This is a genomic window from Ruegeria sp. AG7 (genome assembly GCF_056541545.1).
In genome coordinates this window covers 19,759-44,065 of record NZ_JBQFYP010000017.1, presented here as the reverse complement: position 1 = coordinate 44,065, position 24,307 = coordinate 19,759, and the positions used below count along the sequence as shown (strand labels likewise).

General features: G+C 55.5%; 19 protein-coding genes and 3 pseudogenes. 11 read left to right on the top strand and 11 right to left on the bottom strand.

The genetic code is table 11. The features are described from left to right. Window positions 1-695: 695 nt before the first annotated feature. Window positions 696-1,655 carry an IS481 family transposase gene (locus tag ACR0BF_RS17640; protein WP_480625430.1) on the top strand — a complete coding sequence of 320 codons (960 nt, stop codon included), beginning with the start codon at window positions 696-698 and terminating at the stop codon, window positions 1,653-1,655. Between the two features lie 29 nt (window positions 1,656-1,684). On the opposite strand, the gene ACR0BF_RS17635 is transcribed toward ACR0BF_RS17640, so the two are convergent. Genes ACR0BF_RS17635 through ACR0BF_RS17625 form a run of 3 tightly spaced genes read right to left on the bottom strand, consistent with a single transcriptional unit; the run spans window position 1,685 to window position 5,770 of the window. Next, on the bottom strand, window positions 1,685-3,106 hold the full coding sequence (locus ACR0BF_RS17635; protein ID WP_480495728.1) for an FGGY family carbohydrate kinase: 1,422 nt from the start codon (window positions 3,104-3,106) through the stop codon (window positions 1,685-1,687). After that, on the bottom strand, window positions 3,103-4,353 hold the full coding sequence (locus tag ACR0BF_RS17630) for an NAD(P)/FAD-dependent oxidoreductase (RefSeq protein WP_480484921.1): 1,251 nt from the start codon (window positions 4,351-4,353) through the stop codon (window positions 3,103-3,105). The genes ACR0BF_RS17635 and ACR0BF_RS17630 overlap by 4 nt, the downstream gene beginning before the upstream one ends. Continuing rightward, the gene (locus ACR0BF_RS17625; protein ID WP_480625429.1) at window positions 4,343-5,770 is read right to left on the bottom strand and encodes an FAD-dependent oxidoreductase; all 1,428 of its coding nucleotides are present in this window, start codon (window positions 5,768-5,770) and stop codon (window positions 4,343-4,345) included. The genes ACR0BF_RS17630 and ACR0BF_RS17625 overlap by 11 nt, the downstream gene beginning before the upstream one ends. A gap of 148 nt (window positions 5,771-5,918) precedes the next feature. Here ACR0BF_RS17625 and ACR0BF_RS17620 point away from each other — a divergent pair, with 148 nt between their 5' ends. Continuing rightward, window positions 5,919-6,680, top strand: a complete 762-nt coding sequence (locus tag ACR0BF_RS17620) for a DeoR/GlpR family DNA-binding transcription regulator (RefSeq protein ID WP_480487289.1) — start codon at window positions 5,919-5,921, stop codon at window positions 6,678-6,680. Window positions 6,681-6,756: 76 nt separating this feature from the next. Continuing rightward, entirely contained in the window at window positions 6,757-7,995 is a 1,239-nt protein-coding gene (locus ACR0BF_RS17615; RefSeq protein WP_480625428.1) for an NAD(P)/FAD-dependent oxidoreductase, read from the top strand. Between the two features lie 39 nt (window positions 7,996-8,034). On the opposite strand, the pseudogene ACR0BF_RS17610 reads toward ACR0BF_RS17615, so the two are convergent. Beyond that, window positions 8,035-8,118 (bottom strand): annotated as a pseudogene (locus tag ACR0BF_RS17610) (transposase); the annotation flags it as partial. Between ACR0BF_RS17610 and ACR0BF_RS17605 the strand changes: the two are divergent. Beyond that, a pseudogene (locus tag ACR0BF_RS17605) lies at window positions 8,112-8,222 on the top strand (tripartite tricarboxylate transporter permease); the annotation flags it as partial. The pseudogenes ACR0BF_RS17610 and ACR0BF_RS17605 sit on opposite strands and share 7 nt — an antisense overlap. A gap of 358 nt (window positions 8,223-8,580) precedes the next feature. Here ACR0BF_RS17605 and istB read toward each other — a convergent pair. Together istB and istA are read right to left on the bottom strand one after the other, a co-directional pair. Further along, entirely contained in the window at window positions 8,581-9,336 is a 756-nt protein-coding gene (gene istB / locus ACR0BF_RS17600; protein WP_480625427.1) for an IS21-like element helper ATPase IstB, read from the bottom strand. Beyond that, window positions 9,333-10,820 (bottom strand): annotated as a pseudogene (istA, locus tag ACR0BF_RS17595) (IS21 family transposase). The gene istB and the pseudogene istA overlap by 4 nt, the downstream one beginning before the upstream one ends. Window positions 10,821-11,145: 325 nt before the next feature. Here istA and ACR0BF_RS17590 point away from each other — a divergent pair. Further along, complete coding sequence (locus ACR0BF_RS17590; RefSeq protein WP_480495749.1) at window positions 11,146-11,475, top strand: hypothetical protein; 330 nt, start codon at window positions 11,146-11,148, stop codon at window positions 11,473-11,475. Between the two features lie 283 nt (window positions 11,476-11,758). Continuing rightward, window positions 11,759-13,957 (top strand): adenylate/guanylate cyclase domain-containing protein, encoded by a 2,199-nt coding sequence (locus tag ACR0BF_RS17585; RefSeq protein ID WP_480519626.1) that lies wholly within the window; start codon window positions 11,759-11,761, stop codon window positions 13,955-13,957. A 607-nt stretch (window positions 13,958-14,564) separates the two neighbouring features. Here ACR0BF_RS17585 and ACR0BF_RS17580 read toward each other — a convergent pair. The 4 genes from ACR0BF_RS17580 to ACR0BF_RS17565 all read right to left on the bottom strand — a co-directional run bounded on the left by ACR0BF_RS17580 (window position 14,565) and on the right by ACR0BF_RS17565 (window position 18,701). Continuing rightward, window positions 14,565-15,542 carry a 2-dehydropantoate 2-reductase gene (locus tag ACR0BF_RS17580; RefSeq protein WP_480625426.1) on the bottom strand — a complete coding sequence of 326 codons (978 nt, stop codon included), beginning with the start codon at window positions 15,540-15,542 and terminating at the stop codon, window positions 14,565-14,567. Between the two features lie 4 nt (window positions 15,543-15,546). Next, complete coding sequence (locus ACR0BF_RS17575; RefSeq protein WP_480625425.1) at window positions 15,547-17,082, bottom strand: acyl--CoA ligase; 1,536 nt, start codon at window positions 17,080-17,082, stop codon at window positions 15,547-15,549. 60 nt (window positions 17,083-17,142) lie between these two features. Beyond that, window positions 17,143-17,826, bottom strand: a complete 684-nt coding sequence (locus tag ACR0BF_RS17570; protein WP_170383457.1) for a fumarylacetoacetate hydrolase family protein — start codon at window positions 17,824-17,826, stop codon at window positions 17,143-17,145. Window positions 17,827-18,020: 194 nt separating this feature from the next. Beyond that, window positions 18,021-18,701 carry a FadR/GntR family transcriptional regulator gene (locus ACR0BF_RS17565; RefSeq protein WP_170494798.1) on the bottom strand — a complete coding sequence of 227 codons (681 nt, stop codon included), beginning with the start codon at window positions 18,699-18,701 and terminating at the stop codon, window positions 18,021-18,023. 141 nt (window positions 18,702-18,842) lie between these two features. On the opposite strand from ACR0BF_RS17565, the gene ACR0BF_RS17560 reads away from it, so the two are divergent. The 5 genes from ACR0BF_RS17560 to ACR0BF_RS17540 are packed head-to-tail and all read left to right on the top strand — an operon-like array spanning window position 18,843 to window position 23,585. Next, entirely contained in the window at window positions 18,843-19,757 is a 915-nt protein-coding gene (locus ACR0BF_RS17560) for a fumarylacetoacetate hydrolase family protein (protein WP_480625424.1), read from the top strand. 58 nt (window positions 19,758-19,815) lie between these two features. Next, on the top strand, window positions 19,816-20,844 hold the full coding sequence (locus ACR0BF_RS17555; protein ID WP_170383461.1) for an ABC transporter substrate-binding protein: 1,029 nt from the start codon (window positions 19,816-19,818) through the stop codon (window positions 20,842-20,844). Further along, window positions 20,841-21,650, top strand: coding sequence for an ABC transporter ATP-binding protein (locus tag ACR0BF_RS17550; protein WP_170336353.1), 810 nt, complete (start codon window positions 20,841-20,843; stop codon window positions 21,648-21,650). The genes ACR0BF_RS17555 and ACR0BF_RS17550 overlap by 4 nt, the downstream gene beginning before the upstream one ends. Continuing rightward, window positions 21,647-22,519 carry an ABC transporter permease gene (locus tag ACR0BF_RS17545; RefSeq protein ID WP_480625423.1) on the top strand — a complete coding sequence of 291 codons (873 nt, stop codon included), beginning with the start codon at window positions 21,647-21,649 and terminating at the stop codon, window positions 22,517-22,519. Before ACR0BF_RS17550 ends, ACR0BF_RS17545 begins: the two co-directional genes overlap by 4 nt. Next, a complete protein-coding gene (locus tag ACR0BF_RS17540; protein WP_170494801.1) occupies window positions 22,509-23,585 on the top strand; it encodes an Ldh family oxidoreductase in 1,077 nt (358 codons plus the stop codon). The genes ACR0BF_RS17545 and ACR0BF_RS17540 overlap by 11 nt, the downstream gene beginning before the upstream one ends. A gap of 42 nt (window positions 23,586-23,627) precedes the next feature. Here ACR0BF_RS17540 and ACR0BF_RS17535 read toward each other — a convergent pair whose 3' ends face one another. Continuing rightward, on the bottom strand, window positions 23,628-24,302 hold the full coding sequence (locus ACR0BF_RS17535; protein ID WP_170711979.1) for a GntR family transcriptional regulator: 675 nt from the start codon (window positions 24,300-24,302) through the stop codon (window positions 23,628-23,630). Between the last annotated feature and the right edge of the window lie 5 nt (window positions 24,303-24,307).

Sequence of the window (24,307 nt, the reverse complement as noted above, 5' to 3'; positions counted from 1 at the left end):
CCACATCTAGATCGAGAAGTTTGTGAGCGGCCCTTTGCTGCCGTTGACCGAGGGCGCGCATCGCTGCGGTGCGGCCCACCAGACCGGACTTTAGCTGCGACTGCGAAATCCAGCGATCGACAAACTCACGCATCGCGGACGGAGCCGCCTTATGCACGTGCGTCTAGCGCCGATGCAGCATTCCTTTGCGAGTGCAGCAGACATTACGCCGCGACGCCGCGCACTTCGCGTTTTCGGTCATTCTACGTTGCTCCGGGCGGTGAAGTTCAGAGTGACTTTTCGCTGCATCGCGGGCGGACGCACAAGTGCGGGACATTGCGTCATTTATCCACGCAGAAACTTTGCGCTGCTAGAGGGAACTCGACGGTTCGACCATTTGCCCGAACTCTGCTGTGCTGAATAGACGTTCGTATGAGCGGCTGTGCCAAGACAAATGAAAGGCCCAATATTCATCCCCGAGCATTCGCTGAACTGCCTAAGGGCTGGTAGGGTACGGGCATGATTGCGATGATTTTTACGGTCTCGCTTGCTAAAAACAGTGGTTGTCTCGGATGCCGAGCTTGGAAGTGCTTGCTCGACACATGACATCATGGCTCCGGCAAAACTTTGGACAGCGCAGCTGTCAGCTTGACAACTAGGTGTTTGATCCCACGGTTTGATGGTGTGATCCTTTCGTTTGAATGGAAGGAAGCACTATGGGACAAATTCGTCATGGCAGCGCCTCGACCACGCACGCCATCAGAGCTCACATACAGCGATCGCAAGCTTCGATCACGGAGCTGAGCCGGGAACTGGGGATCAATCCCAAGACCGTAGCCAAATGGCGGAAGCGCAAAACGGTTGAGGATCAGAAGACCGGGCCGAAGGAACCACGCTCGACCGTTCTCAGCGAAGAAGAGGAAGCCATGGTTGTTACGTTCCGGCGGCATACTCTGTTGCCTCTGGATGACTGTCTCTATGCTTTGCAGTCGTCAATTCCACACCTCACACGGTCTTCTCTGCATCGCTGTTTGCAACGTCACGGGATATCACGCCTTCCAGACATGAGTGGAGACAAGCCCAAACGGCAGAAGTTCAAGAGATATCCCATCGGCTATTTCCACATCGATATCGCTGAAGTCAGAACCGAGGAGGGCAAGCTCTATCTCTTTGTAGCCATTGACCGGACCAGCAAGTTCGCAGTCGCGCAGCTTTTCGAAAAGGCCAATCGCCAGACAGCCTGGGAGTTTCTGGAGCACCTTCTTGAAGCCGTGCCGTACAAAATTCACACGATCCTGACAGACAATGGCATCCAGTTCGCAGAGCAGCCCCGGAACCGCGACAGCGTCACATTCCGCAAGATGCGTTTTGACCTAATTTGCGAGGCCAACGACATCGAACATCGTCTGACCAAACCGAACCATCCTTGGACCAATGGACAGGTGGAGCGCATGAACCGCACCATCAAAGACGCGACCGTAAAGCGGTATCACTACGATAGCCACGACCAACTGCGCAGCCATCTCAGCGACTTCCTGCAAGCCTACAACTTCGCGCGTCGGCTCAAAACTCTGAGCGGTCTCACTCCCTACGAATGCATCTGCAAAATCTGGACATCAAAACCAGTTCGTTTCATTCTAAATCCGATCCACCAGATGCCGGGACTGAACACCTAGCATGAAGTTGAAATACGTTCTTTGCCAAATCACTCCCTTCCCCATTCCTGCGCGAGGGCAATCGCTTTGGCGAAGGTATTTTGGTGGTTTTGAGTTCTGTCGGGGTTGATTTGGCGGTTTAGTTGCGCCGGGACGTTTTGCATGCCGATGACCTCACCGGCAAGACATGCGGTGCCCAGCGCGGTCACTTCGGCATTCTTCTGAAGGCGCAGGGATTGCTGGAATGCATTTACCAAAACGTGACAAAAATAGGGATTGGCCGTCAAACCCCCATCGATTGAAAACATGCTGCGGGCAGCCGTGGTTTCTGTCATTGCGCGCATCACCTCAGCGGCGCGAAAGGCGATTCCTTCCAGCAAGGCTTGCATCAAATCCTTGGGCCCATCGTCAAGCCCAAGCCCAAGCCATGTTCCACGTGCACGCCTGTTCCAATGGGGGCAGCCAAGCCCGGCAAGTGCCGGAACAAAGGCAAGGCCACGGGAAATGGCACTTGGTTTATCGAAGGCGTTGATTTCGTCGAATTGGTTGAACAATCCCAATCCGCGGGCCCAATTAACGGCGGCTCCAGCCGCAAAGACGCCGCCATCAACGGCATAATTTACCGCTTGCCCTTGTTTGCGCCAGGCAATGGTCGGCAATAGGCCTTTGCTGTGTTCCCGACAGATTGTGTCGCCGGTTAACATCAGCGCAAAAGCACCGGTGCCAAAAGTCACTTTTCCTTTGCCCGGCAGGCGACAGCCAGCGCCGTAAAGCGCCGCCTGTTGATCCACGATCAACGCGGTCAGAGGGGCCGTGGTTTCGCTGCCTTGGATCTGTCCAAAATCACCGGTATTCGAAACAATCTTGGGCAAAGTATCGATCGGGACGCCAAAAAGCGCGCAAAGATCCGGATCCCAATCGCAGGTCTCAAGATTCATCAATGCGGTGCGGGAGGCCGTCGAAACATCGGTGATGCAACGCCCGGCCAGACGATCAACGAAAAATGCATCACTCGTTCCCAACCGCAAGCTACCACGCCTATGGGCCTTTTGCGCCTTTGGTTCGTTTTCAAGGATCCAGCCCAGTTTGCTTGCCGAGAAATAACTATCAAGCGGCAATCCGGATCTGGAAAGTGTAAGGTCTTGGGCGCCGTCGGCCTTCAGCCGGGCCACCACATCATTCGTCCGTTCATCCTGCCAGACAATGACGGGGCTTAGGGCCTCTTTGGTGATGGCATCCCAAGCAAGGCAGCTTTCCCCCTGATTGTCGATCCCGACCGCGTCCAGTGGCCCGGCCGCGTCAAGACAAGCTTGAATATTCCGGATCAACTCTTCCGGATCATGTTCAACCCAGCCAGGTTTTGGCAATATCTGACGATGCCCAATCGCCTTGGCAATATGGGTTTTTCCTGTGCTGTCGTGAACCAGAATGCGGGTGCTTGTAGTGCCCTGATCAATCGCGCCTATTCTCAATCCTGTTCCTCCAGCCCGATAGTGATGCTTGTGGTCGCGCCATGCGCCAGAAGGGGGGCAATCGGCACGAGAATCCGGCGCTCGGGCACGGAATTTATGGATCGCGACCAGATGGTTTTGCCATCCGCCGAAATCACAAGCCGCCCACGCGCGGGGCGGTTCAGGCGAAGTTGTAGATTGGGCATATGCGCCCCGAGACAAGCTGTGGACAGGTGCTGAGGCAGAACATAGCGTATTGCCGGGCTCGTGATCCGAATTGGCGTTTGGCGCCGGGGCTCGGCCCTGTCCGGTTGCCCAAGCGCCTGAACAATAATCCGCGCGGCTTGCCGTCCCTCTTCAGCGCACCATCCATGGGTTTCAATGGGTCTAAGCAGATTGCCCGCACATAAATAGCTGGGATCAGAGGTCGTCATGAATTGATCGATCAAGGGCCCGCCCGTTTTCGGGTCAATCGCAAGATGGCCATTGCGCATCAAGCTTGCTTCGGGGCGGAACCGGCCTGTGCAAATGACACCATCGGCATCCAAAACCTTTTTACGGCCATCGGCGCGCTCGATTTCTATGCCCTCGACACGGTTTTTGCCCAAAATCCGCGTCAATTTGGTCTGGGACAGAATGGGAACACCCAAGACAGCAGGCAAAAGGCGGCTGAATGCCCGCGCTGTGATTCGCGGGTTTTCCTCGATCATCGCGACGGGCTGAATGCCCGCATGTCGGCAGGTCAGCAATGCAGAAAAAGACACAAGCTCGGTCCCCAGAATCGCGGGTTTTTTGAAGGGGACAAGACCTTCAATATAGCTGAAAGCCTGAAGCGCGCCGGTGGTGATAACCCCTTGGGGGCGGCTTCCTGAAATGAACCGCTGAGGGCGGCTTGCTTCACGCGCGCCCGTACACAGAACAACGCGCCGCGCTGTGATCGTTGCGGTTCCTGCATGGCTGCTTAGCTCGAGCGTGCCGCCCGGGTGAAGCGCGGTCACGGTTGTGCCGGTGCGCAGATCGACCCCTTTACGTTCGGCATCTTCGACTTTGCACCGCGCATAATCAGGGCCCTTCAGAAGGCGGTTATATTCGGTGATCCCGAACGGATAATGGCCACAATGGCGGGGAATACCCCCGGCCTCGGCCTCGCGTTCAAGGACGATCACCCGCTCGACACCAAGATGCCGCAATTCAGCCGCCAGTGTCAAACCGGCGGGGCCGCCCCCCACGATTGCAACATCACACAGCTCTTTACGCTCAACGGTCATGGGGATTTTGGCCTTCTACGCATATAGGAACATCAAGCACATCACCTGTGGCCGCCGCAACTGCGGCCATGCAATAGAAGCCTTGGCAAGTTCCCATGCATACACGGGTCCGGCGCTTCAATCCGGCAAAGCTGCGAGGGGCCAAAGGGCCAGCAAGGGCGTTTTGGATATCGCGATGGGTTACTTTTTCGCAATGGCAAATGATCCCGCCATTACCGGGCCGTTGCCAATCCCGCTGATGATAATCGGACAAATGTTGCAAGGCGATTTTTTCAGGCATAGAAACCGGTGGGTTTGCAAAATGTTGTGCGCCCAAAGCGTCACCATGGGTTTTGATAATATGTTCCGCCAGCCCCAGTGCCGCACTCAGACCGGTCGAGCGGATGCCGCCAATATTGACATAGCCCATATCAGGCCGCGCGATGATACGATATTCCTTACGTTCCGTCGCGGGACGGATGCCCGCATAGACACTTGTCACTTCGCTATCGGCCAAAGCTGGCAGGATATCAATCGCCTGCGCCCGCAAGCTAAGAAGCGTCTCTCGTTCGACCGAGGCATCCTCGCGGCTGTCTTGTTCTTCGGCTGTTGGCCCCACAAGGATATTGCCAAAAATCGTGCGGCACAGAACAACCCCCTTGGTCCGGTCATTCGGCACCGGAAGAATGATCGAGCGCAAATGACGCGCGGCAGCCTTGTCGAAAATGACAAACTGGCCTTTGCGGGGTTTGATCTTGAACGTCGCCGTGCCCAAAAGCCTTTCTTCGACGATATCGCCATATAAACCGGCGGCATTCACCACCGCTTTCGCCTTGATGCACCCGCGCAAGGTATTCAGCGACCATATGTCATTGTCGCGCCTTGCCGACATGATTTCGGCGCCTGGAATAAATGATGCACCATGGGCCAAGGCTTGCGTCAGATAAGCATAAGGGGTTGTCCAAGGGTCTATTATATGCTCGCCAGGTACCTCGAACCCGGCGATGACCCGATCGGATAAGGCCGGTTCGCGCGCCAAAATATCGTTGCGATCGATCCATGCTGCATCATCGACACCGTTTTCATGGGCTTGTTGCAAAAGACCAGATAATTTTTCGGCCTCTTGATCGCTCCAGGCCAAAACCATCGCGCCGGTTTCATGCAGGGGAAGGCCAAGATCTTCACGTATCGTCAGATAAATCTCGCGCCCCCGGGCAACACATTGCTGTTCGAGCGATCCAACCGGCGCGTCAAAACCCGTATGCAAAATGGCGCTATTGCCCTTCGAGGCCCCGCCCAAAGGGTCCATAGCTTTTTCAAGGACAGCCACGCGCGCCCCTTCCAAAGCCAAGCCACGGGCAATCGCCGCCCCGATAATGCCCGCCCCTATGATGGCAATATCAAAACAGTCCTCGGGCATTTCTTCACGCTTAAGCATTAGCACTACCGATGCGGTGAACCCAAAAATTACTTGTTTCGGTCATATTTTTCGGTATATTTCGAGTAAATAACACGTATTCGGTCAACTTACTACCGTTTTTTGCAGAAGGGGCGAGCGTGTTTTTGATATCTGTTCGGACAGGAATTTGACCGCACGCGCAACCGAGCGGCGGAAACACATATCCGCCATGGTGGCCACATTGGGAGAGGTCAGCGTAGAGACATTGGCCCATGAGCTCGGTGCCTCGCCCGAGACTATACGCCGCGATCTATCGGTGCTGGAAGATGCCGGAAAGCTTTTGAAAATCCATGGGGGCGCAAAACAAGTCCCCCAGAATGATGAAGGCCCGTTCTACGCGCGCATGAAGGCCAATTTGGCGGAAAAGCGGGCCATCGCCGATAAGCTTTCCGCATGGTTGCAGGGCGATCAGATGGTCTTTTTGGACACGGGCTCGACAACACTTATTGCCGCCGAAGCGTTGGTCAGGAAAAACTCGTTAAAAATCGTCACGAATTCCCTGAAGATTGCCGGGCTTCTGGCCGCAAAACCTGACGGGCCCAAGGTTTTCATGCTTGGAGGCTGGGTTGAAGGCGATAATAGCGAAACCATTGGCAGCGCGACGGTCACGGAAATCAACCGTTTCAACGCCGATTACGCGATCATCACGGCCGGAACCATCTGTCCAAAAAGTGGGGTTTGCGATTTTAGTTTTGACGAAGCCGAAATTGCACGGGCGATGACACGCAAGGCAAAACGAACCGTCATATTGGCCGATGCGTCAAAGCTCGGGCGGCGTGCCGCCTATCCGGTATGTGCCTTGGCGGAAATCGACATTCTTATATCCAATGCTCTGCCAAGTGCAAAAATGCGTGATGCGCTGTCACAAGCCAGGGTTCAGGTGCTATGACCGGCGCGCCCGAACGCCTTCTTGCACCGCTGCTTCATCCCCGCACAGACCTATTCTCTCCCCTTTCGAGGTTCTAATGGACGTTTTTGATCATATCATTGTTGGCGGCGGTGTGATTGGCGCGTCAATCGCCTATCACTTGGCCTGCAAAGGCGCTGGAAAAATCCTGTTGCTAGAGCGCAATGAGCTTGCAAGCGCAGCATCAAGCCGGGCGGCAGGATTGCTTTTGCAAGCATCAACCAAGCCGGCAAATACACCAATGGCAAAGCAAACCATTGAAACCATACGTAAACTTGAAGACGAGCTGGGCGAAAACGCGGATTTTCATCAGGTCGGCTCGTTGCGTATTGCCGTGTCACAAGCGCGTGTGGCGGAGTTGCAGACCACGGCCAGGGATGCGCTGAAATGGGATATTCCGGTGCAATGGCCCAGCATTGCCGAAATTGGCGAAATGGTGCCGTGGTTGAATACCGATACCATTCTAAAGGCGGCCTTTATGCCTACCGATGGCTATATTGATCCTTATCTTCTGACGATGTTCTATATTCGGGCCGCGCGAGCGCGTGGGGTCGTGATCCGGCCGCGCACCAATGTGAAAGATGTTCTGCGCGACAAAGGAAGGGTTGTGGGTGTCTTGACCGATACCGCTAGGATTGCCTGTCGCACCGTTATTGATGCCTGTGGCGCTTGGGCGGCCGTATTTTCGCAACACGCGGGTTTTCCCTTGCCCATGGCCCCGGTACGCAGCCATTATTGGATGACCGAACCCTCGGATATCTATGGCCTAGAACACCCGATAACGATCCTTGCCGATATTGGCGCCTATACACGCCCCGAAGTTGGGGGATTGGTCCTTGGCGTGCAAGAAACCCGTTCCGCAACATTTGACGCTCGCGCGCTGCCAGACGACCCCGCCACATTTTCGCCCACAAAAGGCGAAGAGCATTGGGATGTCCTTGCAGATGCCTATCAGGGCCTTGCGCAATTCTTCCCAGCAATCGAACATGCCGAATTTTCCCATTACATGGCCGGACTATCTTCATATACACCGGATGGAAAAATGCTGCTTGGACCTGTTCCAGAGATCTCTGGCTTTTATGCCGCGGCGGGCGCTTGCGGTCACGGCATCACGCTTTCCGCCGGAATAGGCGACGCGATCAGCGATTTGATCTTAGGGCAACAACCCGCTTTTGATATCGACCCTTTCCGCACGGATCGATTTGGTAAGGTAAACCCTTTTGAGGAAGCCTTTCAATTGCGCTGCGCCGCTGCCCGAGCCTCAAAAACCCGCGCCGATATAGCTAACCCGACATAAATTGATTCAAATTTTGTGCTTGAAGAGTTGTTCTGGTGATTGTCCTGTTTTCCGTCTTAAGGCTTTTACCTTTGCCCATTTTTGTTCGATTGGGTTGAGGTCTGGTGAGTATAGGGGAAGGTATCGCGGCGGCGGAATGTGCCAATAATGCTGACGTCGCGGCGACATTGATCCCAACCCTGACATTAGGGGTCCCGGGAAACTCCGTGGCCGCCGTCATTATGGGCCTAACTGGCCTGAAGCTGTAAAATCGGACAGATTTTGGAACATTTGTGAACAAGGCTTGTCTTCTGAAGGGGCCTTGTTGCGTAAATCGCGTAAGGGATTCACTGTGTAAATCCAGCATGATAGCGTGAGGGCATGAGCAGTTGGGCCCCTACGAAGTACAAGACCACGAACTGGTCGGCTTACAATGAAACGCTGAAGCGACGAGGATCGCTGTGTCAACGGCGGTGAGAAAGTCTGCCATTGGGCGGAGCAAAAGTCGTCCACTGTTTGGGTGACCGGCGCCTTGGCAAACGCGCTCCCAAATAGCTGGCGGTTGCCAAGGCGTCTTGGTCCGTCAGGACCAATCTCTTCTGTGCCTTAGGAGTTCTGCCGGGCCCTGCTCTGTGCCAGGCGATAGCTTTCTCCGTTCATCTCCAGAATGCTGACGTGGTGGGTCAGCCGGTCGAGCAAGGCACCAGTGAGGCGCTCCGATCCGAATGTTTCGGTCCATTCATCGAAGGGCAGGTTCGAGGTGATCAGGATCGAGCCGCGCTCGTATCGCTGAGAGATCAGTTCGAACAACAGTTCGGCGCCGGTTTTGCTGAGGGGCACGAAGCCCAACTCGTCGATGATCAGGAGCTTCAGCTTCACGAGTTGCTTTTGAAGGCGCAGGAGCTGGCGCTCGTCGCGGGCTTCCATCAACTCGTGCACGATGGCCGCGGCAGTAGTAAAGCGAACCGCCAGGCCTTTCTGGCAGGCGGCCAGACCGAGGCCGAGCGCCACGTGGGTCTTACCGGTGCCGCTGGGGCCGAGAGCGATGACGTTCTCTCCGCGGTCGATCCATTCACCACGCGCCAACTCCAGGACCTGCATCTTGTTCAAAGAAGGGATCGCGGCAAAATCGAAGCTATCAAGGCTCTTGGTCGCCGGGAATTTCGCGGCCTTGATCCGGCGTTCGATCATCCGCCGCTCCCGGTCGATGAGCTCGAGCTCGATCAGACGGGCCAGGAACTGGACATGGTCGCGGCCCTCGGAGGCACACAGCCGAGCCTGTTTGTCGTATTCCCGCAGGATGGTCGGCAGCTTCAGCTTCTTGAGTTGGTGGTTCAGCAGGATCTGTGGTGTCTCCGTCATGTCGAGGCACCTGTTGTCAGGCACATGTAGCTGGCCGGAGATGTCGTCGCCACCTTGGCCCGCGGCAGGAACGGGTAGACATCCAGATCGAGCCTCGGCGGCCGCCGCTCCACCCGACACAGCACCAGATGCTTCACGGCATCAAAACTGATCGCACCCATCTGGAGAGCCGTCTTCACGGCAGCATGAACCTCCTCCATCTCGAAGCTTTCGAGCAGCCGTAGGACCTGCACGTATTCGCGCCGTCCGGCTTTCAGCATGCGTGCCTCCATTAGCTTCTGAAGAGTATCAAACGCCTTGGGAAGCTCCCATCCGGCCAGCGGAGCTGCCTGTTCGAAAGCGTTTATCTTCTTCTCAATCAGCGGCAGGTAATGAACCGGATCGAAGACCATGTCCTCGCGGTTGTAGCTGCGAACATGCCGCGCGATGACCTCGCCGCCACATCCGATCACCAGTCGGTCGACATAGGCGCGGATCCAGACATCGCGGTGTCCAAAGGCAACCGGTACGGAATAATCATTGGTCTTGTAACGTACCAACGCGAGCGAACTGACCCGACCCGTTGCCTGGTCACAGGCTTCGAAAGACCGGGCGGGAAGCGGCGCCATGATCTCCAGATCGCGTTGAAGTCGCTCTCCAATCGTCTCATTGTGCCCGCGCAGCTTGTCGTTTTGGCGCTCACGGCACTGCTCTTCGAGCCAGTTGTTGAAGGCATCCCAAGTCGGAAAACTCGGGACCGGCACCATGAAGTTGCGCCGGGAATAGCCAACCAGCCCTTCGACGGACCCCTTGTCGTTGCCCTTGCCGGGACGCCCGTAGCGGTCCCGGATCACGTAGTGGGACAGCATCTCGCTGAACAGCCGCGCGCGTCTGCGAGTTCCGTCGGGCTCGATCTTCGCCACAAGGCACCGGTCGTTGTCGTACAGGATCGACTGCGGAGCCGCCCCGAAAAACCCAAAGGCATGGACGTGGCCATCCATCCAGGCCTCTGCGGTCGCCGCCGGATAGGCCCGGACGTAGCAGGCGTCGCTGTGCGGCAGATCCAAGGCAAAGAAGTGGGCCTTCTGTTCAATGCCACCGATCACAACAATCGCTTCGCCGAAGTCGGCCTGAGCATGGCCGGGTGCATGGTTAAGCGGCACGAACATCTCGCGATGCCGTCGACCGTGTTCCCGAACATAATCCTTGATGATGGTGTAACCACCCTCGAAGCCATGCTCATCGCGCAGGCGTTCGAAGATCCGCTTGGCCGTATGCCGCTGTTTGCGCGGTCGCTGCCGATCTTCTGACAGCCATTGATCGATGATCCCGGTGAACCCATCCAGCTTGGGCCGCCGGATCGGTGCTGACCGCCGGTAGCCGGGCGGGACCGAAAACGCCAAGATCTTGCGAACGCTGTCACGTGATATCCCGAAATGCCGGGCCGCTTCTCGCTAGCTCATGCCCTCGGCACAGGCCAGACGCACTTTACGATACAAATCCACGGAAAAGATCCTCCCGCCCCCCCCGTTACGAAAAGAAGGGCAAAGATGGACGACTTTTACGCCGCCCGCAGCAGGGTTATCCCGCCGCTACCGTGGTCGACTTTCTCACCGCCGTTCTCAGGTGCAGAACGTTCGTGATAGGGGTCGCTATGCGACGCAAGGACGACCCATTGCTGACCTTGGCCGGTTTCACTGACGCTGCAGTGTGGATTCCCTAAAGCCGACACTTGCAAAATTCAATGTCACGCGACATTTGTTCATATCTGATTTTTTGAGGCAGACAGCGTTGTCGAGTGAACCAAAGATAACTGAGACAGCAGACATTGTGCTGAAGATCGCTGCACTGGTTGGCCTTTCCGCAGCTGTGCTGTCTTTTGGATATAATCACTACATTTGCACTAAAGAGTCTTGGCAGGTTGTCTTTTCGGTTCCAGTGTTCCTGCTCGCCTTGCTCATATTCGGTTTGGCGTTGGGACTGTCCGACAAAGCTTTTGGAAGCTTCCGAGAGTTGGAAATCTGGTCAGGACCAATTTCCACACGACTGCTTCGATTTTTCCTCTATTTGATTGGATACTTTTCTGAGGTGTCTTTTGGTGCTGTCGCAATATACACATTCTTAGCCGCTGGAAACGTACCAAATTGCGTTGGTCAGTAACCAGCTTCTCACCGTGCAACTGGTTCGGCCCGATCCGGACCTTCACCGACCAAGCAAGATGCTGCACTCGAAGCCCACCTAGCGGATTTTGGCCGCTCCTGCGCGGTTTTCACGCTGTCAGATGACAGAAGGGCGGGAAAAGCCAGCAGTTCGGCCTTCGCTTACCCATGACTTGTGTTTGCAGCTCGCGACCGGGATGTTTGCGAGTATTCGAAAGGGATTGAACGACGCGAACAGCTAGGGCAACCTGAAAGGCATAGCTTGTATCACAGCGGAATTCTGGATGGAGCGGCGCCTAGCAGCCATTCTTGTTGCCGACCTGGTCGATTTTTCGCGCCTCATGCACGAGGACGAGGCTGGCATTCTTGCCCGGCTCGAGGCACTCGACACAGGCATCATCACGCCATTGGTCGAACGCCACGGGGGACGGATCGTTAAGCGGATGGGCGACGGCTATCTGATTGAGTTTGCCAGCGTCGTAGATACGGTGAACTGCGCTTTGGACTGGCAGGACCGGATCAGGCCTCGCGCGGACGAGCCGGACGCCCTGCAATTTCGGATCGGGATAAACCTGGGTGATATCGTTGTCAGGGACAATGATATTTTCGGAGACGGCATCAACGTAGCCGCGCGGCTGGAATCCATCGCTGAGCCGGGTTCGGTGCTGGTATCGCGCACGGTCGTCGATCATGCCAGCGGCAAGCTTGAGGCGGCGTTCGGCGATCTGGGCGACAAGACGCTGAAAAACATCCCCGAGCCTGTCCGTGTTTATCGTGCCACAAGACGCACCGAACCAACCGTCGTTCGGCCATCCCGCGGGCGCTACGGTAAAGCAAGCGCGGTCATAGCCGCGCTTTTTGGCCTTCTGGCCATCAGTGCTGGAGCGGCGTACTGGCTTCAACCCCGTCCGGTGAAGGTCGAACCGGCCTCCATCGAAGCGATGGCATTGCCGTTGCCCGACAAGGCCTCGGTTGCGGTTCTGCCGTTTGACAATCTCAGCGGCGAGTCCGAACAGGAACCTCTGGCCGACGGGATAACTGAGGATCTGATCACCGACCTGTCGAAAGTTTCGGGCTTGTTCGTCATCGCGCGCAATTCGACCTTCATTTACAAGCGCAAGTCAGTGAGCATCAAAGACGTCGCCGAAACCCTGGGCGTGCAATACGTGCTCGAAGGCAGCGTGCGGCGCTCGGGCACCACATTGCGCGTCAACGCTCAGTTGATTGACGCCACCACCGGCAACCACGTCTGGGCTGACCGCTTCGACGGCGACGCCTCGGATGTTTTTGCGGCACAGGACGCGTTTGTACTGAAGATCATCAACGCGCTGAAGGTTGAACTGACCGACGACGAACTCGAGGAGGTGAACCGGGCCGATACTAAAATCGTCGCCGCCCGCGAGGCATTTCAACGTGGCTGGGAGTTGATGTCGAACTTCAACGAACGCGACAATGCCCGAGCTGTGGATCATTTCGAAAGGGCGATTGAAATTGATCCCGACTATGGCCGTGCCCATGCCGCACTGGCGCTGGCCTTTCAACGAGATGGCGTGTTCCGGTGGAACCAGAAAATTCGCGGTAACTCCCGCGCCCACCTCTATACCGTTCTGATCCCCGATCATCTTGAAAAAGCCGGCGACAGAGGCGGGTCGATGGTGCACATTATTCGCGCCATGCGGCAGCTTAACTTCCGTGACCAGAACACTGGCGAAACTGGCGCCGCGCGCTCGGCAAAGGCCATCGAAGAAGCGGCCAGGGCGATCGAGCTTGGCCCAAATGACCCCGAGGCGCATGTCACTATGGCCTGGGCGCTAATCGCTTCGGGCAATCCCGAGCAGGGTCTAGACGAGATTGCGATTGCCAAGCGGCTTGACCCCAGTGTGCCCGCCAATGTCGTTATTGTCGAGGCAGCTGCGTATTATGCGTTAGGGCAGTTGTACAGGGCAGCCGAAATTCTGGACGAGGCGACTGCCAGAACGAAAAAGTCGCTGAACCTGATCATCACCGCGGCGTCGATTCACGCGCAGTTGGGCGACCGCCGGAAAGCCGACGACCTGATGTATGCCTGGGCGCGCGACAAGGATCGGCTGGCGCTTGCCGAAAACTATCTGCTGCCGATGCAATGGGACGGCGATCACGAGGAACTGAACCGAAAGATGGCCGACGGGTTGAAACTCGCAGCGCTCAGGCCGACCACTACCGTGACATCCCTACTGGAAGATCTCAAGACGCAGGAAGGACCAGCTCAGATCGAAACGCTGCGGATGTTGGGCTGGTTCGGTCCCCAGGCGGCCAACGCGGTCTCCGATCTGCTCGGTGTTCTAGAAACTGGCGGTAAGCGCGCACGCCGCGAGGTCGTAATCACGCTCGGAAAGATCGGCGCGCCAGCCAGTGCAGCTTTGCCAGCGCTGGAGGCCGTCACTGAGGAGCCCATAATAGGGCTTCGTGCCAAGAGGGCGATCACGCGCATCTCAGGCGAGTAGAAAGCTGACTCCTAGCCCTGCTGGGAAAGGCATGAACGGTCTGGCTCAGGCCGTCTATCCGCCCGCGATTGTCCGCTTGCCGCACTATTGATCAGTTCGAGCATGCCCCAGAAAATGTCAATGGGGCTCGGAGCCGACTTGCGTTGATGCAGAACTATGCCTGCATGCAGTCCAAATTGAGTGTCAGCTTTTGCTAATGCAGTCCGGTTGGTTCGCGCGTGCGGAGAATGACCGGAATCCGCCCATCTTACTAGTTCATGCGTTCCGCAGCATTTGGCACTTTGGGCTCCGAGCAGCCGTTCGCCGCTCTTTGCATGAGTGACCGCTTCGCGGACAAAGCGGACACTCACTCCATGGGACTCCAATGACCGCTCTGCGGACAAAGCGGATGTACAGCATCACCGAAAGGTGGATGATCTCGAGATTGGTTTTAAGAATTTGAAAGAGGCAGGTCTAGTCATAGGCAAAAGCAAGCAAAACTCCTGCCCCGCCCAAGCAAAGTTCTTCTGACAAGACGCTTGAAAGATCCGCGTTTTGTAGCGCCGGATCGCTATTCAGCTCCCCGCCCGCCCAGAACTGATCTCTTCAGATGATCGCCAGCAGAATCTTAGTAAAGACCCGCGACCTTTGCCCTCAGTTTTATAAGTGATGCAACAGTGTCGATTGTGGGTGTTGCGATCCCGGTCAGTTGCCCCAATTCCTGTACTGAAGTGACCAAGGCATCAATTTCCATAGGTCGGTTCAGCTCCAAATCCTGCCACATCGAGGTCTTGTGTGCTCCGACAGCCGCTCCTCCGTCAATGCGCTTTTCGACATCAATCGGGAACCTAACCCCCAGTTTTTCACCGATTTCCTGAGCCTCTAGCATCATTCCACGTGCCACGGAGCGTGAACCTTCATCAGTACACAAGACATCAAGTGTTGAGTGGGTAAGTGCGGAAATCGGGTTGAACGACAAGTTGCCCCATAGCTTCAGCCAAATTTCGTCCCGTATTCTTGGTCTTACGGGCGCGCGCAACCCGGCGGTGGACAATGCAGCCGAAAGGTTGGAGGCACGGTCTGATTTAGTGCCATCGGGCTCACCCAAAGAAAAACGATTGCCTTCGACATGCTTGATCGATCCCGGAGCAATGACTTCCGCGGCCGGATAAACAACACACCCAAGCACACGATCCGGTCCGAAACCGTTCCATTGCGCGTCTCCCGGGTCTACAGATGACAATCTCGTCCCCTCGAAGGGACCGCCCAGCTTGTGGAAATACCACCAGGGTACCCCGTTCACTCCGCTCACTATTGTCGTTTCATCCCCAATCAGTGGCTGGATCGAGTCCACAACTGTTGGAACGGAATGCGCTTTCAGTGTGATAAAGACATAGTCTTGGGGGCCGAGATCGGCGGCATTGTCCGAGGCGCGTATTGGCACATTGATTGGGTCCTGCCCATCCTCTTGGAGAGTCAGCCCTTTTTCTTGCATTGCAGCCAGATGTGGGCCACGTGCAACGACACTGACGTCGACGTCAGTCTGCGCGAGCTTCGCGGCAACGTAACCTCCGATAGCTCCGGCACCAAAGATGCAAACTTTCATGTGTCTAAGCCTTTGCCAGTCCCAATTTAGCGGCCAGCCCAATCCTTTGTATCTTACCAGTCGCACCTTTTGGTATCTCTTCGAGAATAACCACTGAAGTCGGCACCTTGAATTTTACGAGCCGTGCGCCAATAAAATCCCGGACGTCCTGACCTGCAATCGTCGCTCCTTCTGAGAGAACCACCGCCGCCGCTATATCTTCGCCCAGTTTCTCGTGGGGAACGGCAAAACAAACTGCCTGAGCAACGTCCGGATGGCTTAGAAGCACGGCGTCAACTTCAAGTGGACTGATTTTTTCTCCACCGCGATTGATAAGCTCCTTAAGGCGTCCAGTCAGTCGCAGATAATCCTCTTCGTCGAACGACCCTTGATCACCGGTGCGAAACCAGAGTTTTCCATCCGCTTCAAAGAAATTGTCTGCATTTGCCTGCGGGTTGCTCTCATACCCAGGGGTCACGTTCGGACCGCTGATAACGATTTCTCCGACATCCCGCGAAGCGATCAATACATTTTCCGTTTCGTCTGCAATTCTGACTTCAGGGCCCGCTGCTACTCCGACGTATCCGGGCTTTTGCTTTTGTGGAGGAAGCGGGTTGCAACACATTTGATGCGTGGCCTCAGTCATACCGTAGGCCTCGATGACAGGCGCATTGAATGTCGCCACCAACTCTTCCATGACCGGCGCGGGCAACGACGCGGAAGACGACCGCAAGAAACGCAAGCGCGATTGCTCAATGACTGATTGGTTTCGGGCGGCTCGGGCGAGAATAGCTTGGTGCATTGTCGGAACCGCCGTGTACCATGTCGGATCAACCTCAGCGACCTGTGAAAAAAAGCTAAGAGCGTTGAACCCAGGGGCGCAGCTAATTTGCGATCCGGCGCCTAAAGAAGCCGCGACTGCTGCGATCAACCCATGGATATGGAACAGCGGCATGATGCTTAGACAACGATCATCGACTGTCAGCTTCAAAGACGAAGCCACGTTCCGTGCCGAAGAGTAGATATTGGCCTGCGTCAAAGGAACGATCTTGGGGCGCGACGTTGTTCCTGATGTATGGAGTATCAGGGCGACGTCATCTTCACCCGGCGCTGATGTATCAGCCACTCCAATTGGGTCACAGGCCAAAACGGAAAACTGTCCAGCTGGACGAGAACTATCGCTAGAAATCCGCAAGACGGCCACACCCAGTTCAGTCGCCGCTTGCACGGCTGGGCCACTTTCGTTTTCGCTTACTACAAGAGCCTTGGCTTTCAAGTCTTTGAGATAGAACACATATTCTTCGATAGTATAAGAAGGGTTTAAAGGCGCCGTCGTCGCCACTTGGGCGACGGATATGAATGCCGTCGCCATCTCTGGTCCGTTAGGCAACACAATTGCCACCCTGTCGCCGCGCCCTATTCCGATCTGATGCAGATCCTCTTTGACCTTCGCGCAATGCTCGCGCAAACCAAGGTAGCTCAACCACGGCTGGCCAGGAGCGCCAATGGCATTTGCCGTGTCTGCATGGTGTGCAATCAATTCAGCGACTAAATGGGGCATCTGATATCCGTTTACACAAGCATCGGTTTCTTTCGCAATGTTAGGTCGTCGCAGCAGGTTCTAAGTCACGCGTACGTTCAGGCTGCCCAGCTTGTCGACGGCCAAGACCATAACATCCCCTCGGTTGACGGGACCAACACCAGAAGGTGTCCCTGAAAGGATAACGTCCCCGGCCGCAAGCTCGAAGTAGTCGCTCAGATACGAGATCATCTCGGGGACTTTCCAAATCATCTGGTTCAAGTCGCCTTCTTGCCGAACTTCACCATTCACCGTCAGAGTAATCGGACCTCTGTCGAGATGCCCGACCTCTGATGCCTTGTGAATTGGTCCGCATGGCGCCGAGCGCTCAAACGCTTTCCCAATTTCCCACGGGCGGCCCATCTTTTTCATCTGCCCTTGCAGGTCGCGACGGGTCATATCAAGCGAAAGGCCGTACCCAAAGACATGATCCAATGCATCGTCCACCGAGATATTCGTGCCGCCGGACTTGAGCGCAACAAGCATTTCTGCTTCGTGGTGCACGTCGGAACTGTGCGGAGGGTACGGGAATTCCCCCGAAGGGTCCAAATTGTTTGGGTTCTTTTGAAAGAAAAATGGAGGTTCCCGGTTCGGGTCATGGCCCATTTCAATTGCATGCGCCGCGTAGTTTCGTCCAATGCAGTAGACACGCCGGACCGGGAACGTGCCGCCCCCCGATACGGGTATGACATGCACCTGCGGTGCGGGAATTACATGATCGGACATCGCTTTCCTCCTGAACGCTTGACTGCCAAAGATCGGATTTCCGAACGGTCAGATACCTTCCGATCGATGCCACGCCACATTCAAACGGACGCGGCGGCTTACCAAGTCATCGCCAAAATTCAGGCTGTTTTGCAAGACCAACGGCTACAATCTGCCCCGACCATTTCCCGAATTGGTTGGGCGCCAGCGCTACTTCAGCTGTCGGACTGGATGCTCGTAGGCAGCACCCGCGAATAAACCGATTTCAGGTGATCCACCATGGCACTGGCCGCAAGCTCACAGTCGCCCTTTGCTATGGCAGACACGATCACATCATGTTCGCTAAAGCTGGAATAGTCTTCTGCGGGCTTTAAATTTTCGCGTGGCTGCCCCCAAACAATCGATCTTCGAACCGAATTCAAAGTCTCAAAGAAGTATAAAAAGAGCTGGTTACGAGTGGAGCGGGCTATAGCGTAATGCAAATTATTGTCCCAAGCTTCGTACGTGCGCCAATCCTCTGCGGTACGACATTTGTCCGCGCATAGCCTCATTTGCTCACGATCGGAACGTGTGGAATGGAGCGCTGCGAGGCGGCTAAGCTGCGGCTCGATCGTAAATCTAACCGATACAACCTGCTCAGGTTTAATTTGGTTGCCCAAATAAGTTACATCGGTGAGGTTGAGAACCGGCCTGGATCCAACAAATGTTCCCCGCCCCACATGACGCCAGATCAGCCCCTGGGCCTCAAGCTCTGCCAACGCTCTTCGCAACTGATTGCGAGTGGTCCCAAGTTTTGAACACAGCTCACGTTCAGGTGGGAGCCTGTCGTTATGCCTGTATCCGGCATTGTTAATCAGGTCGCGTACGCGGTGCGCGAGTTCGGTTGGTGCACTCATATCTCCACCCAATTTAGCGATTGGTTGATTGATTGAAACGCCAAGTCGGAAAAAACTCAAGGGCGAGAAGAAAGCAAGAAACGAGTCGCCGGACAGGATCCGTGACCACGTCTTGACACAAGCACGAGGGAGGAGTGCCGAGTGCGGTTAGCAACTGTTTCCGTAGAGGGCCACGCCGTTTGCGTGGCAATACTAAACGATGGCGGCAAGTTGGACGTTTTGCGCGCAGCGCAAGTGCTTGGCGAAGCGCTGGACGCAGGTTCAATGCAGCATCTGATCGCAGGCGGAAAAGAAACGCTTGGCGTTTTGAAAACCCTCGTTTCATCGGCCGAAACGGGTAATCTAAACGACGCACTGGTCCCGGATGACGTGCCGTTTCTGGCACCAATTCCTTCCCCGCGTAAGAACGTTTTCTGTGTCGGGCGCAATTATGCTGAACACATCGCCGAGGGCGAACGTGCCCAAAACCAAAAAATTGGAGTAACAGAGCATCCGGTCTTCTTCACAAAACCGCCGACATCGATTGTGGCGCCAGAGGCAGACATTCTGATATTCCCCTCGGTCTCACAAGCCATTGACTATGAAGTTGAACTGGCAGTTGTGATTGGAAAACCGGGGCGAAACATAGCCAAGGCTGACGCATACGACCATGTATACGGCTATACGATCCTCAATGACATCACCGCACGCGACATTCAACGCCGACATGGTGGGCAGTATTTCAAAGGCAAAGGTTTAGATGGGTCTTGCCCATTGGGCCCCTTCATAGTGACCGCTGATACAATCAGCGATCCGCACGCTCTATCAATCGGATTAACAGTCAACGGCGAACAGCGCCAAAACGGATCGACGTCGGACATGATTTTCGACATTCCAACGCTGATCGCATCCCTTTCAGAAGGTATGACCCTGGAACCTGGCGACGTAATCGCGACCGGAACACCGTGTGGTGTCGGATACGCCATGGACCCACCACAGTTCCTGAAAGACGGGGACACTGTGGTTTGTGAAATTTCAGAAATCGGCACGCTCAGGAATACCGTGCGCGTCGTTTAAGTGGCTCCTGCATAGCTGAATCTGCAGGTTGCCAACCATGCAAGGGAGGAAGACTAAAATGATGAACAGAAGGACTTTCACAGCGTCCTTGCTTTCGGCGGTTCCGGTAGCAGGAGCACTAGGAACACAGGGCTTTGCGCAGGACTTGCGTAAAATTACCTTCGTGCAGCCAAGCCCTTCGGCAATCAATTCATTTCCGGTTTTTGTCGCCATCGGCGAAGGTTATTTCGCTGATGAAGGGTTGGATGTGACCGTCGAGGCGATCAACGGCTCAGGAGCCGTGCTTCAAGCATTGTCCGCCGGACAGGCTCACTTCGGTCGCCCCGGTCCTGGCCCCTTAATTGCCGCACGGTCGCGGGATGTAGATGCCGTACACATCTACAACGTTGCGGCACGCAGCAACTTTGGCATAGCCGTGCCAGAAGACTCTGACATCCAAAGTGTTGAAGAGCTTCGAGGTAAAGTTATCGGAACAGGTACGGCCGATGGCGCAGAAGTCGGCTTTGCACGTAACGTGATGACCGGAGCAGGCATGAAAGAGGGTGAAGACTTTACCTTCCTTACCGTCGGCGACGGTGGCCCGGCGACCGCGGCTTTCCTAAACGGCGAAATCGACGCTTACTCTGCTTCGACGGCTGACACGGCAATTCTGAACCAGCGCGGAATGGCGGTGCGTGACATCACGCCTGCGGAGTTCGGGCGTTTCTTCGGTAACGGCATCGCCACAATGGCTGACACAATCGCCAACGACCGTGAATTGGTCGAAGCTTGGAGCCGCGCGTTCGCACGTGGTCATGCATTTGCACTGGATGATGCCAACCGTGAAGCTGTTTTGAAGCATTTGGCGGATGGCAACCCGCAGGAAGGCGAGGACAAGGAGTTCCAGTCAGCACTGTTCGATGCCGTACGCTCGAAAACTATCGCGGCGGATCCGAGCAATGGCCTGGGATGGTACCCCGCCGAAGTTTGGCAGGAATGGCAAGACGCACTTGTTGCAGGGGGCGAAATCCCAGGGCCGCTGGATGACCTGAGCGCTGCTTGGACCAACGAGTTTGCTGCCATCGGCAACGCGGCTGTCAGCAAATGAACGCTGTAGTCACACATGAGTTTTCCGGCGCGCCTTTGGGCACGCCGGTCTATGAGTTGACCCATGTAAGCAAGACCTATGCACGCAATCTTGTTGTCGCTCTCGAGGACATCAATCTGACGCTTCGGAAAGGAAGCTTCACATCTGTCATCGGGTCCAGCGGGTGCGGCAAGTCAACTCTACTAAAGATCATGGCGGGTCTGATCCCGCCCACCAAAGGGCGTGTAATCCTTCAGGGGCAACCAGTCACTGGGACCCGCCGGGACATCGGTATGATGTTTCAGCAAGCGACGCTTTTCCCCTGGAAAACAGCGGTGGAAAACATCGTCTTGCCAATTGAGATCCGCGATGGAAAAGCGGCGGCCAAGCAAGCTATGGCCAAGGCGCATGAACTTTTGGACATCGTAGGTTTGCAAGGGTTCGAAAACGTATATCCGAACGAATTGTCAGGCGGTATGGCACAACGCGCTTCGATCTGCCGAATGCTGATCACGGAACCAGCCGTGCTATTGATGGACGAACCGTTCAGCGCGCTCGACGAGTTGTCACGCGACATGATGAACATGGAATTGCAGCGGATTTGCAGGGAACAGGATGCGACTGCTTTTCTTGTGACGCACTCAATTCAGGAAGCTGTTATTTTGTCTGACGAAATTGTCGTCTTGAAACCGCGCCCAGGCAGGATTGCTGAAATCGTTGAGGTCGACCTGCCACGCCCACGAACACTCGACATGATGACGACACCCAAATTCGGCGCTATCGTAGACTACATTCGCAGCCTCCTTGATAAGGGAGAAGAAATGTGAGCGAAGTTCAGAATTACTCACCTTCCGTAAAAGACGCTGCCCCCTCAGAAGACACTGTATGGGAGCAGAAGGTTCACTTTATCGACTCGGTTCCTCGCTGGCTGGCGATGACCTTTGTCTTCGTGGTTTTTGTCGGAACTTGGCAAATTGTGACCAGCCTTAGGCTGGTCTCTCCGATCATTCTACCGACGCCGATGGAGACCCTCAAAGATATGATCTTCTTGGGGCAAAACCTTTTGACCGGCGGCTACATGCTTGGGGCACTGTGGATCACCATCAAAGAGGTCATCTATGGTTTTGCGCTGGCAATCGCGATCGGATTTTCGCTTGGTGTTTTGGTTGGCGAAACAGCCTTTGGCGAGAAGGCAGTAATGCCCTATTTGGTTTCTATCGATACGATGCCGAAAGTCGCGTTCGCTCCTCTTTTTGTGGCTTGGTTGGGTTTCGGCATTGAATCCAAGGTGGCACTTGCGGCCTTTATCGCGACGTTTCCAATCGTGGTTGGGACTGCGGCCGGACTTCACGCCGCCGACGAAAACGCGCGCATGTTGTTCAAGACGATGGGCGCCAGCCGGATGCAGACATTGATCAAGATGAAACTGCCAACCGGTCTGCCGCAGATATTCACCGGCCTCAAAATCGGAGCAGTTGGTGTTATGGCAGGCGCGATCACAGGAGAGTTCCTGGGGGGCGGTAAGGGATTTGGTGAGTTGATCCGTGTTGCGGCATCGCAGCTCAATACTCCGCGCGTGTTCTCCTTGATCCTGTACCTAAGTCTCGTTGGTCTCGCTGTATTTGCGACGGTGGTTTGGACACAGCGAAAACTGGTGTTCTGGCACAAAGAGCAGGTTGGCAGAGATGACTTCTGAGCCAGTGAAAATAAACTGCCAGACCTTGCGTGAATTTGTGGCGAGCGCGCTCGAAACTCGAGGTGTTCCAAAAGCGGATGCAGATCAGGTGGCCTCGACGATGGTTGAGGCCGACATATTCGGATATGGCACCCATGGAGTCTTTCGCTTGCGCCAGTATCTTGCCCGATTGGCCGGAGGCGGGTGCAACGCCAAACCAAACGTTACCGTCATACATCAGTCTGTCGCGACCGCGTTGATTGACGGCGATGACGGACTTGGGCATTTGGCTATGTCGGCGGCGCGAGATCTTGCGATAGAAAAGGCGAAAGAGGCAGGTATCGGATGGGTCGGTGTTCGGCGCGGCAATCATGCTGGACCTTTGGCACTTTATGTGCGCCCACAAGCCGAAGCTGGAATGCTTGGCATGGCCGCAGCGGTGGGCAGTGCTAACCACGTTCCGCCCTATGGCGGAAGCGACTTGCTTCTTGGCACCAATCCTATCGCTTTCTCTGCACCTGCCGATGGCCCCGACCCGTTTGTGTTTGATATGGCGACGACAGTTGCCGCGATGGGTAAGATCAAGACCCTGTTGCAGCAAGGCGAACCTATGCCCGAAGGTTGGATGGTTGGGCGTGATGGCAATCCGTTAACGGACCCTGCCCGCAAATCAGAAGGGTTTCTTTTGCCGATCGGAGGTCCGAAGGGTTTCGGCCTTTCCGTGGCCATAGGGTTGATGGCCGGAGTCTTGAACGGCGCTGCCTTCGGCTCTGACGTAGTCAACTTCACATCAGACACAACCTCACCCACGAACACAGGGCAATTCGTAATGGCGCTTGATCCGGCGGCCTTTGGAATGGAAAAAGACTTTGCTTCGAATGCAGCCCGCGTCTTCTCTGAAATGCGCGCATCCGCCCCCCTGCCTGGTCATGACCCGGTACGCCTGCCCGGAGACGGAAAAACGGCTGCAGCTGAGGCCCGTCGCAAAGACGGTGTAAGCCTCAACCCCGCTCTTTGCCGAGACCTCAACAATCTCGCCCTGGACTGTGGACTGACTCCCCCGTTTCCTGATGTTAGCACTGACTAGCGGCATATCTGAGGGAAGCCGGACTGCACTTTTGACCAGAGTTTAGCGAGGCGTCACTTCTGGCTTCAGCGCTTTTACAAGCGCCGAAAGTTTGTTCATCATGTGAAGTTTCATTGCCTTACCAAGCCCATCTGCATCTCGGGCCTTGAGCAACTCCATCATGGTTTCATGTTCGTCAATTGCCTGTGCCCAACGCTCGTCCGACAAGTTGGCCAAAAAACGTGCACGGCGGACCCGCGCGGCCAAAAGCTTATGGTGGTTTTCCAGTATGTCGTTTCGCGCGCCCTTTATAAGTGCCTGATGGATGTCTTGATTGGCTTTAAAGTACGCCTGTCGATCACGCGCTTCGTACGCGCTCAGCATATCCTTGTGGCTACTTTCAATCCGTTGAATTTCCGCAACGTCCATTTGCTGACACGCTAGTTCCCCCGCCAGTTGCTCAAGCGCTGCGAGCACTGGAAACGTGTTTTCCAATTCTTCCCTCGTAACACTCGCGACACGGGCACCCCGGTTGGCTTGAAGCACCACAAAGCCTTCGGATGCAAGAACCTTTAGGGCCTCTCGCAATGGTGTCCGGGAAACACCCAATGAGTCGCAAAGCTGTTTCTCGGGCACTTTCTCACCCGGCTTCAAAACGTCTTCGACGACAAGATTGCGCAAGCGTTCGACCAACTCTTCATGTAGGGTCGGGCGATTAATGCTATCCGTCAGGTTCATATCCA

Bases quoted from the DNA above. Each gene is read 5' to 3' on its own strand.
- ACR0BF_RS17640 (WP_480625430.1), top strand. From the start codon at position 696: ATGGGACAAATTCGTCATGGCAGCGCCTCGACCACGCACGCCATCAGA.
- ACR0BF_RS17630 (WP_480484921.1), bottom strand. From the start codon at position 4,353: ATGACCGTTGAGCGTAAAGAGCTGTGTGATGTTGCAATCGTGGGGGGC.
- ACR0BF_RS17625 (WP_480625429.1), bottom strand. From the start codon at position 5,770: ATGCTTAAGCGTGAAGAAATGCCCGAGGACTGTTTTGATATTGCCATC.
- ACR0BF_RS17615 (WP_480625428.1), top strand. From the start codon at position 6,757: ATGGACGTTTTTGATCATATCATTGTTGGCGGCGGTGTGATTGGCGCG.
- istB (WP_480625427.1), bottom strand. From the start codon at position 9,336: ATGACGGAGACACCACAGATCCTGCTGAACCACCAACTCAAGAAGCTG.
- ACR0BF_RS17585 (WP_480519626.1), top strand. From the start codon at position 11,759: ATGGAGCGGCGCCTAGCAGCCATTCTTGTTGCCGACCTGGTCGATTTT.
- ACR0BF_RS17580 (WP_480625426.1), bottom strand. From the start codon at position 15,542: ATGAAAGTTTGCATCTTTGGTGCCGGAGCTATCGGAGGTTACGTTGCC.
- ACR0BF_RS17575 (WP_480625425.1), bottom strand. From the start codon at position 17,082: ATGCCCCATTTAGTCGCTGAATTGATTGCACACCATGCAGACACGGCA.
- ACR0BF_RS17570 (WP_170383457.1), bottom strand. From the start codon at position 17,826: ATGTCCGATCATGTAATTCCCGCACCGCAGGTGCATGTCATACCCGTA.
- ACR0BF_RS17565 (WP_170494798.1), bottom strand. From the start codon at position 18,701: ATGAGTGCACCAACCGAACTCGCGCACCGCGTACGCGACCTGATTAAC.
- ACR0BF_RS17555 (WP_170383461.1), top strand. From the start codon at position 19,816: ATGATGAACAGAAGGACTTTCACAGCGTCCTTGCTTTCGGCGGTTCCG.
- ACR0BF_RS17550 (WP_170336353.1), top strand. From the start codon at position 20,841: ATGAACGCTGTAGTCACACATGAGTTTTCCGGCGCGCCTTTGGGCACG.
- ACR0BF_RS17540 (WP_170494801.1), top strand. From the start codon at position 22,509: ATGACTTCTGAGCCAGTGAAAATAAACTGCCAGACCTTGCGTGAATTT.
- ACR0BF_RS17535 (WP_170711979.1), bottom strand. From the start codon at position 24,302: ATGAACCTGACGGATAGCATTAATCGCCCGACCCTACATGAAGAGTTG.